Consider the following 14,940-nt stretch of genomic DNA (forward strand, 5'->3'; position numbering starts at 1 on the left):
CTTATGGAGTAGATGCCTGGGGAGCAGGACACACCGAGACCAACGCACAGGCTCAGACACTCATACAGTTGGTTCAGTGACACTCCCAGGCAATGGAGTAACCAGTTGAACAGTTGTAGCTCCAGCTCGCCTGGTGCACGCAGCTATTGGTAGGTGAGCCGCGGCCAGGAGCCCAAGCCGGAAAGTCTGCTTTGCTCCAAGGTGCTGCTTGTCCTTCCCTGGGCCATCAAGTCGCCGACATCGCGTGGTATGCCTAAAGGGTTATTGGTTCAAATAGGCGAAGTGCTCAAATACCGATGCTGTGACAGCTGAGATTCGCATACTCCACCTCAATATGGATGACCTTCCCTGAGGTCCCGGATACGGTGCTGACGTTCCGCTCCAGGGCACCGCAGTGATTCATACGGCCGGAGCCGTTGAAAATGGATACATGGATCGCATGTGAATTCAGGGAGATCTTCTACCATTTAAATAGGCAAGGCCCGAGTAGCAAAATAACAAATGAGGTGGAAGATGCCCGTATTGCAGACCCCCGATAATTACGAATCGATGAAGCCCAAGCTGAATTCAGCGGCAATCGTGGGACACACCACGGCATCCTCTGTACGACTCTGGGTGCGCACCTACAAGAAAGGGAAATGGTGGCTACTACTCAGTAAACAGAAACTGGAAGAGGATAACTACGGCCTATCGGGTAAGACACCTGAAGCGATCAAGGATGAGCACGACTACGTCGTCGCGCTCGATCATCACCAGTTCCTTGATGAGGAGGGCCTGACACATTGCTTCACTGTTGATGGTCTGGCCGCCGAAACCCGCTATTACTACTACCTGATTGGACCACAAGATATCGGAAGGCGCGTCGAGTTGGGCGGCGATCACCAACACTGGTTTCGCACGTTGCCGAAGACGCCAATCGGTCTGCGCTTCGGGTTCTATTCCTGCCACGATCCCTACAGTGTCAAACCGACTAACGAAGGTGCCTGGGAGAACTTTCTCGAAGTCCTTGATGATCGCCGCGCCCACTTTGTGATCGGCGGTGGAGACCAGATCTACTGCGATACCAACAAGGCGTCTCGTATTCAGGATGTCTGGGACTGGCTGAAAGACAACAAGCAGGCGCTACTCGAAGAATACACTGACGACTCTGGATTCCTCGATGAAAAAGGCCTGGTCGACTATTTCGTAAAACTGTATCGAACGTATTACCGGGTCTACTGGCATTTCGAAAACGTCAGAGCGGTCTACCGGCGCTTTCCGCAATACATGATCTGGGATGACCATGAAATCATGGATGGTTGGGGGTCGCTGACAAAGCGGGAACGCGAAGATAAGCTGGCTCGAATATTCCGTGATGATGACCCGGAGAAGGACTATCAGCTCGTCATGCTGATGTTTCGCGCCGCCTCCAAGGTGTACTGGGAATACCAGCACTCCCACAATCCACCGACAACGCTGGACTTGGAAAACCTGGACAATGCGCAATGGGATTATGGCTTCGAGCATGGAGAATTCGCGTTCTACGCCCTCGACCTGCGCGGTCACCATGACTGCGAACTGGATGAGTACAGGCTGCTCGGAAAAGCTCAGTTCGATCGCTTCAAGCGTTGGATGACATCACGCAAAATAACGCGCAAGAAAGCAGTCTTCATCATCTCACCCGTGCCAGTCGTGCACTGGAACGAGATGATGGCGAATACCCTCGATGTGGGTAGTGTTAAAGACGATTTCATGGATGAGTGGGGACACAAAACGAACCACGAAGAACGCAATAAACTGCTGGACGTACTACTGAGAACTTCCGATAAGCACCAACTACCCATCATCATCCTGAGTGGCGATGTTCACTGCGCCAGCGCATTTCGCATCACCCACTCAACCCGGTACAAAAAGGCCAATCTGTGCAATGTCACTTCCAGCGCAATATCGCGCGCTCCAGCACTATCCCTCGCCACCATTGCCATGCAGCGTTCGGCCAGGATCAACGGCTATGATGGGAACTTCGAACAGATCTATACCGTAGCAGGCAAGAACAACTTCGCATTGATTAACGCTGATTACTGGGATGGCGAACTCACTATAGGAGCTCATCTGTACCGATGTGGACCCGAAGGAGATGACCTGCACCAGAAATACATTGCGTTGGTGTAGCTGGAACAACATCAGGCAACAAACTGAGAAAACTCCGCGATCGGCACCGTACTGCCAAGCACGCGGTCAGGAGCCCAGGCCGGAAAGTCGGCTCTGCTCCCTGGTGCTGCCTGCCCTTCCCTGGGCCATCAAGCCGCCTACACCTCGCCCTACTGCCTGGAACATCCAGCAGACACAAGCCCTTTGAGGATGGTGATCAGTACTGGGACAACAGCTCTTCCACAACAGGTGTCATCTTGCTGCGCACGCTAGCCCACTTGCTGAAGTCAAAGCCGCCCTTGCCTGTCAGATGGTATTCCGCATAGGCAACCCGTTCATCGCCCTTGAACATCCTGAGCTCAGCGTGGGAAAGATACGGCGTGAAATCCCATGACCTCAGCGCGGTATAGGTCATCCTGTATTCGCAATGTGCCGGTGTCGCTCCGGAGTAGATTTCTGTTGTAATCGAGTGGTCGTGGAACACGTCAGTCACAGCGTCGACGAAGCCATCCACGATCACCTTGGGGTTATCCTCGATACAGACATTCGACACGCTATACGAGCGATCCAGCGATGTGACCTGAATGGAAGTACAACCGGAAACGGTCATCAGCAACGCCACCACAGCACATTTCTTCAATCCAACCTCCTTGCCAAGCTACCTGGTTTCGTGGAGCACATCCGGCCTATCGCCGTGCGCCACGCTCCCTTATCGGCAGCCAGGAAGGCATCTTGAGTCGAAGTGGTCCACCTTCTGACGGGCTTAAGTCACTGCTTACCTCGCAAGCCTCTTAGCGAGCCACCACTGCCCTGCCGTACCCCTAAGGCGTGATTCCCGCCGCGTCCATCAGGCATGGATTGATAAGAAAAAACGTTCAGAAAAATGGGGAAAATCATAATTGTCTGCTATAAGAGACATAATGCATACATGAGGGGTGATAGCGATGCGGCTGGGCTCGGTAGCGTCGTTGCAACGAATAGTCGATCAATGGCCGGTTGCGACCCAAAGCGGCCCTTCCGGCAAAGGCAGCATGCTCGTTTATTGGTATTATATAGCCACGCCAGCAAAAAAAACATCGAAAAAGCAATGGATTGGTGTGTCGGCATACAAATGTTGAACGCGCACGCTCGTTCAAGTCAATAAACGAGCGGGCTATCTAATACCTGTTAGGCATCGAAATGGACAACAGTGCAAAGATCAAGAAGTGGATATCGGAAGACTCCATGCGAATGCAGGCACTTTTCATTGCAAATGCGCTGGAGTTGAGTGATTGGTGCCTCGCCGCCGGGTTCGTTCGCAACCTTACTTGGGACAAAGTTCATGGGTATAGCTGCGCGACAGCTCTGAATGACATCGACTTGATTTACTTTGATCCGGGCAACACAAGCGAGGAAACGGATAAGGACTTAGAACAGCAACTCAAAGCTATCTCCGACTTCCCATGGTCGGTAAAGAACCAGGCGAGAATGCATAAACGGAATGACGATAGCCCGTATGCGTCAACTGAAGACGCTATGAGCTATTGGGTAGAAGTAGAAACGGCGGTTGGCGCCACCTTAAATGCAAGCCACAATATAGAAATCGTTGCTCCTTTCGGTATTGATGTGCTTTTCGAATATACGATTACACCGAATTCAAAGAGGCCGAAGCCAGAAGCATTCGCTCAGCGCATGCAAGAGAAAAGGTGGCTCGAAATATGGCCAAGGCTGGTGGTAAATGCCTAACCATGCAATTAAGTACGCTCCCTGCGGTCGCCGGACGCTCGTTCCTCGCGCCGCTTATTGCGGGCGTTATATTTTTGGAGATCGCAATGCTGGAAGGTTTGGGTAAATTCTTGAATTCCTTGATAGGAGCCCTTCCAGCCCTCTACGAAAAGTATAGGGAAGGCCAGCATGACGAAAGAATAGTGGAGTTGTTTGAAAGCTACTTCATCCTTGGGGACTTGGTGGAAACTGCCGATGAGCTATTAAGCCTTGCTCGCAACAGAGAGATCATTGAGTTTTCAAAGCTGTCTGAGAAAGAGCTCGAAGAACATTATGCTATCGTTCAAAGCAATATCACGATACAGCTCCAGCGGTTACAAAGGCTTGGAGACATCTTTCTTCAAAATCCAACGATTGATCTCCTCGACCCCAGCATCCGAAAGAATTTGAAGTCATCGATTGGCGACAAAGAGAATGGACTTTTCACCCTTGGTGCAGGTTTGTTTTTCAATCAGATTTTTGGAACAGGGTCAGCGGTTCCGGAGGTCGAAACAGACAGGCAGCGCATGGAGAGAGCAGTCGATGAAAAATACCGTTTTATTTATGATATTACAGAGTCGGAAAGAATATCAGTGAAAGATCAGAGAGTTATTGTTTCCGACCTGAGAGAACTAAGAACTAGATACAGAGACATACTGAATGAAGTAACAGAGCCAAAACACAAAATCTTATTGGCATCGCGGGCACAGCAATTTTCTGCTAAATATAGTGTAAGGCGGTAGCAAATATAACCAGTCGCTGTAGTACGCGGCCGATGGGCGCCGCTAAGCTAAGTGTTAGGAAGGAATATGGAACATAGCACTCCAAAAAGGGTCTTTCTTGATAATTGTATTCTCAGTATCAGCGATACTGTGCAAGGCGCGCAAAAAAACCATCAGATCAATTGGGGTGGAAAAGAGCATACAGTGAAGATTTCTGGGTTTGAGGGAAAGCCATTGCCTAAGGAGTCCCAGCCTTGGAAGAGAGAGCAAGTTGAATGCATGCCAACAATTGGCAGACTGGCAAGACAGGATGTTATCGCTTTGTCGTCTTACGTGGAAACCATGTTCGAGGGATGGAAGCGTCCGGGATCATCCTCAGCGACCGCCATTGGCAATGTTTTTAACGGGGTAGAGTTTGAGCATGTAGAGGCTGCCGTTGAGAGGTCGTACTTTTTTCAATCCTCACTGGATGAGCATGTTGATAGTCAGAGTATGATAAAGTTCTGTAAATGGCTATTGAATATCGATCCGAATGTTTTAATTGATAAAGTCACTCAGGCGAAGAGTTTGCCAAGCTTTCAAGTGGCCAATCTTCGGAACGTTAAAAGGTTCAGTGAGCTTTGCAAGGGATTGTCTGAGAAACAATATCCGGACGCATTTCACCTATGGACAGCTGAGGTTAATGGTGCAGATTTTTTCTTAACAATTGATAAAAAATTCATTCACGTGATGACTGAAACGAATCGAGTAGACTTGCCTTGCCCTCCACTTTCACCTTCTCAGCTGCTTAATCAATTAGGAATAGATGAGAGAGATCCCATTGAATACATGGAGGGAGTTTTCTACGACATTTTGGGAAGGCGCGGATAACAAGAGTTTCGAACCGGCCTTGCCTAACAATGCGGTCAACGGGACGCCAACGACGCTGCGCTCCAAATTTGCCGCAGAGCGCGTCGTTAGTTTCTGAGGACATCGGGAGTAAAAATGGAAGTTCGCGACATTAAACTTTACATTGATGGACGCTGGCAGCTCACTGATCTCAATGTGCTGACAAGAGTTTATATCCAGCTATATGGACTTCTTTACTCTCTGGATGTTGCTGATGACTACCTGGACGGGGAAATTCAGTACATATATGGGAAGTATCCTTGGTGCGGCGGATTTAGTGCTGTTAATTTCTATCAAAACCTTTTCGTTAAAATGCCGCGCGACTACAAGCCTCAGATTCGGTCAATTCAATATGCTTCTCCGGGTTTCATTGAGCTTTCCCAGCTAGTTGACGTTGCAAAGGATGTTGCCCAGATTGTTGGCTATGTCTCGGCCGCACTACTTGCAGGCAACAAAACCTACAGTACTATCCAGAAGGGGATAAGCGAAAGGAAGCTTTCGAAAATCAATCTTCGCAGCGAAGAGCTTTCATTGCTCGAAAAAGAAAGAGCATTCATACATAACTCCGTGAATGACATCGCTAGGGTGATGGGAATAAAAGCTGAGACATTGTCTAAGATTTATTTCCGAACAGAGAATAACGAGTTAGCTGTCCTAAAAATCTTATCATCTGTTTATCGCCGGGCACGGGACCTAGCCAAGCTAGAGAACAGCGGTAAGCTGGATTTGAAGAAGGGGCATGCCACAGAGAGTGAAACTAACAATAAAAGGCAGTCGGACTCGTAAACTCGCCGCTGCTTTGGGGCGTTAGAGCTCACGAAGTTTCGAATGTCAGCGTCATTAAAGGACAGAAATGCAAAGCCTTGTAAAACACACACTTTATCTATTTCTTTGGATTACTGGTCTCACTGCTGCTATGGCGCTCGCCGGAATTGGCTATGCATGGTTTTCCTCAGAGCCCAAAGAGCTTCCTCATTTAGAGTGGTTAATTGGTTCCGTAATAATAGAGGTGGTTGTAGTAATTATTATGCTTGCAAAAAAGGGGATGAAGTATCTGCCTGACACGCAAACGGATAAAGAACCAAAGGACACACTTAAGTTTATGGAGAATTTTATCTCAATGGGAACAAGTGCGACGGTAGTGAGTAACAGAGTTTCATGGCTTGTTGGTGATGATAAATTGACATCTATTCTTCAATCCAAAATTGAAAGCGGTACTCGCATTGAAATTATTACGCCAAGTGCAGTTCCAGAGGTGCTCAGAGAAAAGCTGAAAGGCGCATCTTTCATTATTACAAAAGAACCAGTTTCTCCTGAATCAAGATTTACATTAGTGAATGGCGACCGAAGCGGTGCTGAAAAGCTTGCCATAGCACGAGGCGTTCACCCTGATCATGAGATAACAATTTTCGACAATAATTCTGGCCCTCAAATAATTGCAATGGCAAAGGACATAATTAGAAAATCTAAGGAGTTGTCCAATGCCGCATAGATGGTGCAATTCAGCACAAATACGTCGAGAGCAAATTGAGTCAGGGACAGACTTAACATTCAATGAGATATTCAAGCCACTTATAGTAAGCCGCATTAATGAACTTAGGCCTGGTCGAGTTCTGGAAGTCGGTGCTGGGACTGGTCACATTTCCATTGAACTATTTAAATTGGGTTATTCGGTCACGGCAATAGAACCTTCTTTAGGCATGTATTTGGTCGCCCAAGATGTTTTGTCTTCAACCGATGTAAAATTGGTAAACTGCACATCATTCGAGTTAGAGCAAGATACGTTTTACGAGGTCGCTTTTTCTCACCTTGTTGCACACGTTGTTGATGATCTTTCTGCATTTTTTAGGTCGATCGGACAGCACCTTGAGAAGAACGGACACTTTATTTTCTCAATTCCACATCCCTGCTTTTATAATGACTACAAGCGTTTTTTTGGAGATGAATATAATTACATGGTATCAATGACAAAAAACGTGTCATTTACCATCACAAAAGATTCACAAAATACAATAAGTGGAGTTCCGTATCACCACAGGCCATTGTCAGAATACTTTAATAAGCTGGTTGATTCCGGTTTCGCTATCGACGGCTTTGATGAAACTTACCCAGATGAACATATACAAGAAAAATATGGATCCAAATGGGAAGCTCCGCGATATTGTATGTTTACATGCAAAAAGATCTAACAAACGCATGTTGTCGGATTGGTTTCCGCTACGCTCCAAACCAACCGCAAATGCGGGCGTTATATCAGCTTCATCTGAATGGCCGCTTCTGGCCGAATGCACAACTTTAGACAATACCGATGGATTAGTTTTGGCAGTCAATTAGTGAGATGCCACATAGATCGACTGGGATTCGGGTGGGGGTAGCTCGAACGTTGAGCGCATCCAAGCGACTTCGGCTGTCGGCGTACGGCCGAATAGACGTCTGAACTCGCGGCTGAACTGAGAGGGGCTCTCATAGCCGACATCGCTTGCCGCTACAGCGGCAGTCCTGGCTTGACGAAACATCAGGAGCCGCGCCTGATGAAGCCGGACAGCCTTCACGTATTGCATGGGTGACGTCTGTGTCGCCGCTTTGAAATGTACATGGAAGGTCGGGACGCTCATACGTGCCTCACGCGCCAGTGACTCGACATCCAGTGGCGTTGCGTAGGCTTCGTGAATACGACGTATCGCACGGCTGATACGGCCGAAAGGCGTGGTTGTCCCCAGTGCGGCTCGCATCGCCCCGCCTTGCTCACCTCGAAGTACGCGGAAGTAGATCTCGCGAACCATTTGGCGACCAAGAATCTTCCCGTCCTCTGGCGACTCCATGATCTCAAGAAAGCGCGACACCGTGTCAGCCAATGCCGGCTCTATCGGTGACGCCATCAGACCGCATGGCGTTGACGGGCCGCTTATGCCTTCTTCCTCGAGCTCAAGCAGCAGCTCAGCGGCCAGCGGAATATCCAGATGAAGATAAATGGCCAGCAAGGGCTGTTCGATACTGGCCTCGGTTTCCATGGTAAACGGCACAGGAAGCGATACCGCCAGATAGTGCTGCGCGTCATAGACGTACGTTTGATTGCCCCAATATCCGCGCTTGCGTCCTTGGCAAACGATGACGATACCCGGGTCATACAGAACAGGCGTCCGGCGCAATGGGCGATTGGAGCGCAGCAAACGCACGTCCGGCAGCGCGGTCAGGTTGTAGCCTTCTTTTGGTGCCATCCTGGCGAGCAAGTCGACGATGTGCTGCTCTTGATGCGCTAGTTGCATGTCCCGGTCGTTCATCGATCTCTCAATCAGGAAACTGTGCGTCGATCATCTGTGCGAGTTCTCTTCTGAATCGTTGCTGCGCCATAGGAATAGGCAAGCAAACCAGACGATCTCGCGTTCGAATTCAAGACCCTACTCTCTAGCATAAGCGCTCTTCTTGTACACAAGCCACAATCAGTGGAGAGCGTAATCATGAGTCAGTCCAGAACTATCCTGATCACCGGAGTCAGCAGTGGGTTCGGCCAGGCCTTGGCGAACGAAGCACTCGCTGCAGGCCACCAAGTCATCGGTACGGTGCGTCGTGAGGAAGCTGCCAAAGCGTTCGAGGCCCACGAATCGAAGCGAGCACATGCTCGTCTACTCGACCTGACCGATACTCCATCGATACCCTCAGTCGTCAAGGGGATCTGCGATGAGTTTGGCCACATCGACGTGTTGGTCAACAATGCCGGATATGGTCATGAAGGCATACTGGAAGAGTCACCCTCCGAGGAGATGCGTCGGCAGTTCGAGGTCAATGTATTCGGTGCAGTCGAGATGATCAAAGCCGTGTTGCCATCCTTCCGCGAACGCCGCGCTGGCCATATCATCAATATCACGTCGATGGGTGGCTACATTACGATGCCGGGTATTGCGTACTACTGTGGCAGCAAGTTCGCGCTGGAAGGCATCTCCGACACGCTGAGCAAGGAGTTGGCGCCGTTCAATATTCATGTCACCGCCGTGGCGCCCGGCTCGTTTCGAACCGATTGGGCTGGCCGATCGATGCGCCGCTCCCCTCGCAGTATCGCTGATTATGACACCCTGTTCGATCCGGTCAGACAAGCCAGAAAGGACAAGAATGGGCACCAGTCGGGCGACCCGGTAAAAGCGGCTCAGGCCATGCTCGAGATCATTGAAAGCGACACACCACCGGCGCACCTATTGCTCGGCAGTGACGCACTCAAGCTGGTTCGGAACCAACTGGTCGATAAGTCGCGGGAGATCGATGCCTGGCAGAGATTGACGGTATCGACAGACGGTTGAATTCGGACTCTACTCTTCTCGAAAGGCCCTACTGAACTGGTCGGTGATAGGCTTGATGAAATACGTCAGTGCGGAGCGCTCTTCGGTGGTGATAAAGACTTCGACTGGCATACCAGGCAGCAACGAAGGAACGCCGAGTTTTTCAAGCTCTTCTGCAGAAACGTCAACCTCGCCGAGGTAGTAGGGTTCGCCAGTCGTATCGTCGCGTGTTGTCGCTGCGGAGATATAGACGACCTCACCTTTGAGCTCCGGTGTTGTTCTCTGATTGAAGGCAGTGAAACGGAGCCTGACCGGCTGTCCAATCCAGAGTTGGTCGATGGTTACTGGAGCAAGTTGCGCTTCGATTTCCAGTTTGGCCCCTTCCGGAACGATCGTGACAAGTTCTTCGGCAGGCGTGATCACGCCTCCTATCGTATGGATATTCAGCTCATTTATGGTTCCAGAAATCGGCGCGCGAATGTCCGTTCGCGCCAGCCGATCCTCGATGGCGATGCGCCGGTCACGCAGTTCCGAAAATTCCGCCTCCACGGTACTTAATTCACGCTGTGCCTCGGTACGGGCGTTCTCGTCGATCGCAATAATCTGCAGGCGAATTTCACTCATGCGGGTTCTCGCTCTGGCAATGGATGCGTGGATCTCACCGCGTTCACCCGAAAGTTGTGCTCTTTCACGAGCGATCGGAACGAAGCGTGTTCGTGCGAGCAGCCCCCTGCCAACAAGGCCTTTGTTCGCCTCGTATTCGTCCTCGACTACAATCGATTCCTCGTCTTTCGACTCCCGCTGCGCTTCCAGTCCCTTTATCTCCTCTTCGATTTGCTCGACGCTGAGTTCGAGCTGCTGCTTCTTGCTTTCGCGACTTGTCCGATTGCCGTGGAAGAGGCGTGTTTCGCCGAGGAACACATCCGGAGATTCGTCTACGGCCAGATCAGACGGGAACTCGATTGCCGCAAGCCCATCCCGTTCTGCCAGCAGACGCGCCCGCCGGATGGCCAATTCCACGAGTTTGGAGCGCACGATCGAAAGCTCCGCCCTGGTCTGTGTGTCCTGGAGCCGCAGCAACACGTCTCCCGCTTGAACGAAGTCCCCTTCCCTGATGACTATCTCGCTGACGATGCCGCCATCTGGATGCTGTATCGACTTCAGATTCTGATCCACCGTCACCGATCCTTGCGCGATGATGGCACCACTGAGTTGAGCGCTCACGGCCCAACTGCCGGCCCCCACCACCAACAGTAGGGCGAGTGCCGCGCCCACACAGACACGCGGACCGAGCCGAAAGGCGTTATCCGGTTTCGGCAAGGGCTTTCCCGCCCCCTCGGAAAGATCATCTGCGCTCATACTGTGCTCCTATGATAGCCACTCAAGACCATCGTCACGCTGTGTAGACCACGACAGCTTGTGTACTCCCTGAAGCGAGACGGCCGTCGCCCACATTTCATCGTCCTCGAAGTCGGTCTCGACCACGGTCCACTCGCTGCCATCGTCCCGATCATGGCGATAACGTATCGGCAGATCGTCATCGTCTTCACCGTGATAGATGTGCTCGAAACGGTCGTCCGGCTCGTCGTCGTCCTTCCAGAAAATATCGTACTCAGACATCCGGATACGGTCTCCGACGCCAAAATCCAGGATCACGTGCGAAACGGCGAGAGATAGACCCCCACCGGCGCTGGCGAACGCAAAGACGTCATCACCAGCACCGCCAGCGAGCGTGGCTGCCTCACCACCGAGGATGAAGTGATCGGCCTCACGGCCTCCAAGCACCTTCTCGAACCCGGTGATGGAGTCATCGCCGATTTCCACACCGCTGACGACACCGCTTACCAGATTGACCACGAGCCCTTTCGTCGCATGGCTGTAGTCCAGAGTGTCCGAGTTCCCGCCGCCACCGTCGTACACGTCATCGTCCGCATCCAGCGCCGCCACGACCCGATCACTTCCCATGCCACCGAAAACCTGGTCGCGACCTGCGCCGTCGTACAACTTGTCGTCTCCCGCACCGCCGGTGAGCGTGTCATCTCCTCCGTCACCGTGAACGGAGTCTGCCCCATCCCCCCCAAGCAACAGATCGTCGCCTTCACCGCCGCTCAGGTGATCCTCGCCAGTGTTCCCGAAGATCACGTCATCGCCGAATCCGCCAAATAACCTGTCGTCGCCGGCTCCGCCGAAAAGATGGTCGTTGCCAGCGCCGCCGAAAATAATGTCTTCGCCATCGCCGCCGACCACCACGTCATCACCGTCTCCAGCGACGATGTGGTCGTCTCCCGATCCTCCGATCAGTACGTCGTTGCCGGCCCGTCCATCAATGTTGTCATCACCACCTGCGCCGTCGATCTCATCGGCACACATGCTGCCGAGAAGCGTGTCGTTTGCCGCAGTCCCCGTGATAACGGGCTGCTCAACGACGGAGAAACGGGCGACCGCATCGGTCACAAGCTCGCCGTCAGTGACCTGGTAGGTAACAGTCACGGGCCCCGGTTGCCCATCATCGCTCTGGAAAACCCAACCGCCTTCCGCTTCCGTGAGCGTGCCGGAGGACACGGCCAGGTTTTGAACCGAGAGGACGTCGCCATCGGGATCCTCGGCCTTGCTCAGCAGGTCATCGAGGGCGATCAGCAGTGCCACGCAAGGCGCCACATCCAGCAGATAGACGGGACCTGATACTCGGGGAGCACGGTTGCCATCGGGCCGGGTGCCAACATCATCGTCGTCTTCGGGGTCGAGTGTGTCGCTATCCGCAGAGTCATCACCATTCGCAGAGCCATCGCCGTTCGTAGAACCATCGCCATCCGCAGAGCCATCGCCTTTCGTAGAGCCATCGCCGTTCGTAGCACCGGAGCCATCCACGGGGCCATTGCCTCCGGCGGGCGGGTTATCACCCGGCGGTGATTTGCCAACCGAAGGACCGCCACCACCGGGTGAGAGGCGATTACCGGCAAGATCAAAAATTTCGGCAGTCGCTGGACTGGCACCGCCCCCTCGGTCCGCCCTTTCAGCGCCACCATTGGCGCGTGCCGATCCGGATACGGGCACGCCTTCGCTTTCGTTCGGATAGCGAAGGGCCATCGCGGCGGCTATCGGCGTTACCGAGCCGGGAGATTCGGAGTCAGGCAGATCAGGAGATTCCCGCGGAATGGCACTCTCCTCAACCATGCCCGCTGGAGTTCCGGCATCCGCTGCAGCGGCGGGCGGCTCCTCCGGCTGCGATGGGGGTATCTGCTCCCGCCCCCAGGAAAAGATCGAGGCCAGGTAAGCAGCGACTCCCGTCAGTAGACCGCCGATAACCAGAGGTGTGCGAGAGACCTCGTCCCCGCTCTTCAGAACGTAGCGCTGCGAGGCGTCAGTCTCCGGTGAAACGCTCTTCGTACCTTTGACGTTAATCATGGTCCGAATGCCTCCTTCCTAGGCGGCGGGGTAGATCGTACTTCGCGCACGTTGGACTTGCCGATGATCTCATCCTTCTGACCAAAAGCGGCCAACCGTCCGTTCTGAATCACACCCACGAGATCAACCGCAGACAGAGCGCTTGGGCGATGGGCGGCCACCACCGCGATGCCACCACGCTGTCTCACGCCCTCAATTGCCACCGTCAGCGCTGCTTCACCTTCCGCGTCGAGGTTGGAATTGGGTTCGTCCAGGACGACGATGAAGGGATTGCCGAATAGTGCGCGGGCGAGTCCGATCCGCTGCCGCTGGCCGCCTGACAGCGACGCACCGAGTGAGCCGAGCTGCGTGTGATAGCCGTTCGGCAAGCGCACGATCATCTCGTGGACGCTTGCGGCCATCGCCGCCGCCACGATTGCCTGTGGGTCCGGTGTTTCCTGAAACCGCGAAATGTTCTCTTCGATCGTGCCATTGAGCAGCGCGACCTCCTGAGGCAGGTAGCCGATGAGCTGACCGAGAGCTTCGTCGTGCCATTGCGAGAGCTCCGCATCATCGAGCCGCACACTTCCACGCAGCACCGGCCAGATTCCTGTCAACGCGCGCAGCAACGTGGTCTTGCCACCTCCGCTGGGGCCGATGATTCCAACCGCTTGGCCAGCCTTCAGTTCGAAACTCACCTCGCTGAGCAGGACTTGTCCTGAATCGGGTGCGGCGACGGTGATGTTCTCGACCTTGAGCGAGGAGCTCGGGGTCGGCAGTTCCATCGGTTCATCAGCATCCGCCAGCGCCTCTACCGTTTCCTTCAGCCGTGCGAATGCGGTTCGCGCTCCGACAACGCTCTTCCAGTTACCTATCGCAAGATCGATGGGGGCAAGGGCCCGCGCAGACGCGATGGAGGCAGCGATGATTGCGCCGGCGCTCAGCTCTCCCAGGATAGTGAGCAAGGCACCAAGGCCAAGGACAGCTGACTGCAGGATCATCCGCAGCACGCGCGAGACCGCTCCAAGGGTGCCGCTGACATCGTTGGTTCGCGTCTGCAACTCCAGATGATCATCGTTGGCACGGTTGAAGCGGGCAGCCGCACGTCCGGCGAAACCCATCGCCTTGAGAATTTCGGCATTGCGGGCGTTGGAATCGGCGATGGTGTTGCGGATGATAACCGCCTGCTGCATGGCGCTGCTCAGTTTGGAGGTCATCAACTCCGTGACGATCGCGAGCATGGCCAGAATGAATCCGCCGAGAAAAACCAACGCGCCAAGATAAGGATGCAGCAAGTAGACGAACACCAGAAACAGCGGCATCCAGGGAAGGTCCAGCAGTGCTACCGGCCCCTGACTCCCGAGGAAGCCACGCACGGTATCGACGTCGCGACCACGCTCCAGTGATTCCGCTGTCGAAAACCCGAAGCGCGGCATGTCGATAGCGACCCGGTGCGCCATCGGCGCGATATTCTTGTCGAGGCGCGCGCCGACACGAACAAGAATCTGGGAACGGATGATGTCGAACATCCCCTGAAAGCAATACAGGCCAAGCGCCAGAATGGAGATGGCGATCAGCGTTGAAATGCTGCCGCTGGTCAGCGCCCGGTCGTAGATCTGCAACATATAGAAGGCACCGGTCAGTGCGAGGACGTTGATGATCCCCGACATACTGAACAGGAAGAAAAAGATCCCTCGAAAACCTTTGGTCAGCTGCTCTGCGCTCTTACGCTTTGCCGACGTCTTTGCGTCTCTCTTGCGCATGAGAACTCCCCCCTGTCCCTATATTGAACGGTCTATCCC

General features: G+C 53.2%; 13 protein-coding genes. 8 read left to right on the forward strand and 5 right to left on the reverse strand.

Annotated features, from left to right (window positions below; all coding sequences use genetic code 11):
- The first annotated feature begins 513 nt into the window (after nucleotides 1-513).
- The gene (locus AR456_RS12185) at nucleotides 514-2,151 is read left to right on the forward strand and encodes an alkaline phosphatase D family protein (protein WP_021817098.1); all 1,638 of its coding nucleotides are present in this window, start codon (nucleotides 514-516) and stop codon (nucleotides 2,149-2,151) included.
- Nucleotides 2,152-2,347: 196 nt separating this feature from the next.
- On the opposite strand, the gene AR456_RS12190 is transcribed toward AR456_RS12185, so the two are convergent.
- Nucleotides 2,348-2,770: an Sbal_3080 family lipoprotein gene (locus AR456_RS12190; protein ID WP_021817097.1), complete on the reverse strand. Its 423-nt coding sequence runs from the start codon at nucleotides 2,768-2,770 to the stop codon at nucleotides 2,348-2,350.
- A gap of 539 nt (nucleotides 2,771-3,309) precedes the next feature.
- Here AR456_RS12190 and AR456_RS12195 point away from each other — a divergent pair.
- From AR456_RS12195 to AR456_RS12220, 6 genes are all read left to right on the forward strand, one after another.
- Complete coding sequence (locus tag AR456_RS12195; RefSeq protein ID WP_021817096.1) at nucleotides 3,310-3,855, forward strand: nucleotidyltransferase family protein; 546 nt, start codon at nucleotides 3,310-3,312, stop codon at nucleotides 3,853-3,855.
- Nucleotides 3,828-4,616: a hypothetical protein gene (locus AR456_RS12200; protein WP_021817095.1), complete on the forward strand. Its 789-nt coding sequence runs from the start codon at nucleotides 3,828-3,830 to the stop codon at nucleotides 4,614-4,616. The genes AR456_RS12195 and AR456_RS12200 overlap by 28 nt, the downstream gene beginning before the upstream one ends.
- Nucleotides 4,617-4,682: 66 nt before the next feature.
- Complete coding sequence (locus AR456_RS12205; RefSeq protein WP_021817094.1) at nucleotides 4,683-5,465, forward strand: hypothetical protein; 783 nt, start codon at nucleotides 4,683-4,685, stop codon at nucleotides 5,463-5,465.
- Nucleotides 5,466-5,579: 114 nt separating this feature from the next.
- Nucleotides 5,580-6,269: a hypothetical protein gene (locus AR456_RS12210; RefSeq protein ID WP_021817093.1), complete on the forward strand. Its 690-nt coding sequence runs from the start codon at nucleotides 5,580-5,582 to the stop codon at nucleotides 6,267-6,269.
- Between the two features lie 67 nt (nucleotides 6,270-6,336).
- Nucleotides 6,337-6,975, forward strand: coding sequence for a hypothetical protein (locus AR456_RS12215; RefSeq protein ID WP_021817092.1), 639 nt, complete (start codon nucleotides 6,337-6,339; stop codon nucleotides 6,973-6,975).
- Complete coding sequence (locus AR456_RS12220; protein ID WP_021817091.1) at nucleotides 6,965-7,672, forward strand: class I SAM-dependent methyltransferase; 708 nt, start codon at nucleotides 6,965-6,967, stop codon at nucleotides 7,670-7,672. Before AR456_RS12215 ends, AR456_RS12220 begins: the two co-directional genes overlap by 11 nt.
- Nucleotides 7,673-7,813: 141 nt before the next feature.
- Here AR456_RS12220 and AR456_RS12225 read toward each other — a convergent pair whose 3' ends face one another.
- Complete coding sequence (locus tag AR456_RS12225) at nucleotides 7,814-8,764, reverse strand: AraC family transcriptional regulator (protein WP_021817090.1); 951 nt, start codon at nucleotides 8,762-8,764, stop codon at nucleotides 7,814-7,816.
- 177 nt (nucleotides 8,765-8,941) lie between these two features.
- Here AR456_RS12225 and AR456_RS12230 point away from each other — a divergent pair, with 177 nt between their 5' ends.
- A complete protein-coding gene (locus tag AR456_RS12230) occupies nucleotides 8,942-9,775 on the forward strand; it encodes an oxidoreductase (protein ID WP_021817089.1) in 834 nt (277 codons plus the stop codon).
- Nucleotides 9,776-9,784: 9 nt separating this feature from the next.
- On the opposite strand, the gene AR456_RS12235 is transcribed toward AR456_RS12230, so the two are convergent.
- Genes AR456_RS12235 through AR456_RS12245 form a run of 3 tightly spaced genes read right to left on the reverse strand, consistent with a single transcriptional unit; the run spans nucleotide 9,785 to nucleotide 14,901 of the window.
- Nucleotides 9,785-11,113 carry an HlyD family type I secretion periplasmic adaptor subunit gene (locus AR456_RS12235; RefSeq protein WP_021817088.1) on the reverse strand — a complete coding sequence of 443 codons (1,329 nt, stop codon included), beginning with the start codon at nucleotides 11,111-11,113 and terminating at the stop codon, nucleotides 9,785-9,787.
- Nucleotides 11,114-11,122: 9 nt separating this feature from the next.
- Complete coding sequence (locus tag AR456_RS12240) at nucleotides 11,123-13,159, reverse strand: calcium-binding protein (RefSeq protein WP_021817087.1); 2,037 nt, start codon at nucleotides 13,157-13,159, stop codon at nucleotides 11,123-11,125.
- Nucleotides 13,156-14,901 (reverse strand): type I secretion system permease/ATPase, encoded by a 1,746-nt coding sequence (locus AR456_RS12245; RefSeq protein ID WP_021817086.1) that lies wholly within the window; start codon nucleotides 14,899-14,901, stop codon nucleotides 13,156-13,158. The genes AR456_RS12240 and AR456_RS12245 overlap by 4 nt, the downstream gene beginning before the upstream one ends.
- Between the last annotated feature and the right edge of the window lie 39 nt (nucleotides 14,902-14,940).

Origin of the sequence: Halomonas huangheensis (assembly GCF_001431725.1) — a bacterium.
Taxonomy (GTDB): Bacteria; Pseudomonadota; Gammaproteobacteria; order Pseudomonadales; family Halomonadaceae; genus Halomonas; species Halomonas huangheensis.

Excerpts from the sequence above, each read along its gene's own strand:
- AR456_RS12225 (WP_021817090.1), bottom strand. The coding sequence starts at position 8,764 with ATGAACGACCGGGACATGCAACTAGCGCATCAAGAGCAGCACATCGTC.
- AR456_RS12245 (WP_021817086.1), bottom strand. The coding sequence starts at position 14,901 with ATGCGCAAGAGAGACGCAAAGACGTCGGCAAAGCGTAAGAGCGCAGAG.
- AR456_RS12240 (WP_021817087.1), bottom strand. The coding sequence starts at position 13,159 with ATGATTAACGTCAAAGGTACGAAGAGCGTTTCACCGGAGACTGACGCC.
- AR456_RS12235 (WP_021817088.1), bottom strand. The coding sequence starts at position 11,113 with ATGAGCGCAGATGATCTTTCCGAGGGGGCGGGAAAGCCCTTGCCGAAA.
- AR456_RS12210 (WP_021817093.1), top strand. The coding sequence starts at position 5,580 with ATGGAAGTTCGCGACATTAAACTTTACATTGATGGACGCTGGCAGCTC.
- AR456_RS12205 (WP_021817094.1), top strand. The coding sequence starts at position 4,683 with ATGGAACATAGCACTCCAAAAAGGGTCTTTCTTGATAATTGTATTCTC.
- AR456_RS12195 (WP_021817096.1), top strand. The coding sequence starts at position 3,310 with ATGGACAACAGTGCAAAGATCAAGAAGTGGATATCGGAAGACTCCATG.
- AR456_RS12230 (WP_021817089.1), top strand. The coding sequence starts at position 8,942 with ATGAGTCAGTCCAGAACTATCCTGATCACCGGAGTCAGCAGTGGGTTC.
- AR456_RS12185 (WP_021817098.1), top strand. The coding sequence starts at position 514 with ATGCCCGTATTGCAGACCCCCGATAATTACGAATCGATGAAGCCCAAG.
- AR456_RS12220 (WP_021817091.1), top strand. The coding sequence starts at position 6,965 with ATGCCGCATAGATGGTGCAATTCAGCACAAATACGTCGAGAGCAAATT.
- AR456_RS12215 (WP_021817092.1), top strand. The coding sequence starts at position 6,337 with ATGCAAAGCCTTGTAAAACACACACTTTATCTATTTCTTTGGATTACT.
- AR456_RS12200 (WP_021817095.1), top strand. The coding sequence starts at position 3,828 with ATGGCCAAGGCTGGTGGTAAATGCCTAACCATGCAATTAAGTACGCTC.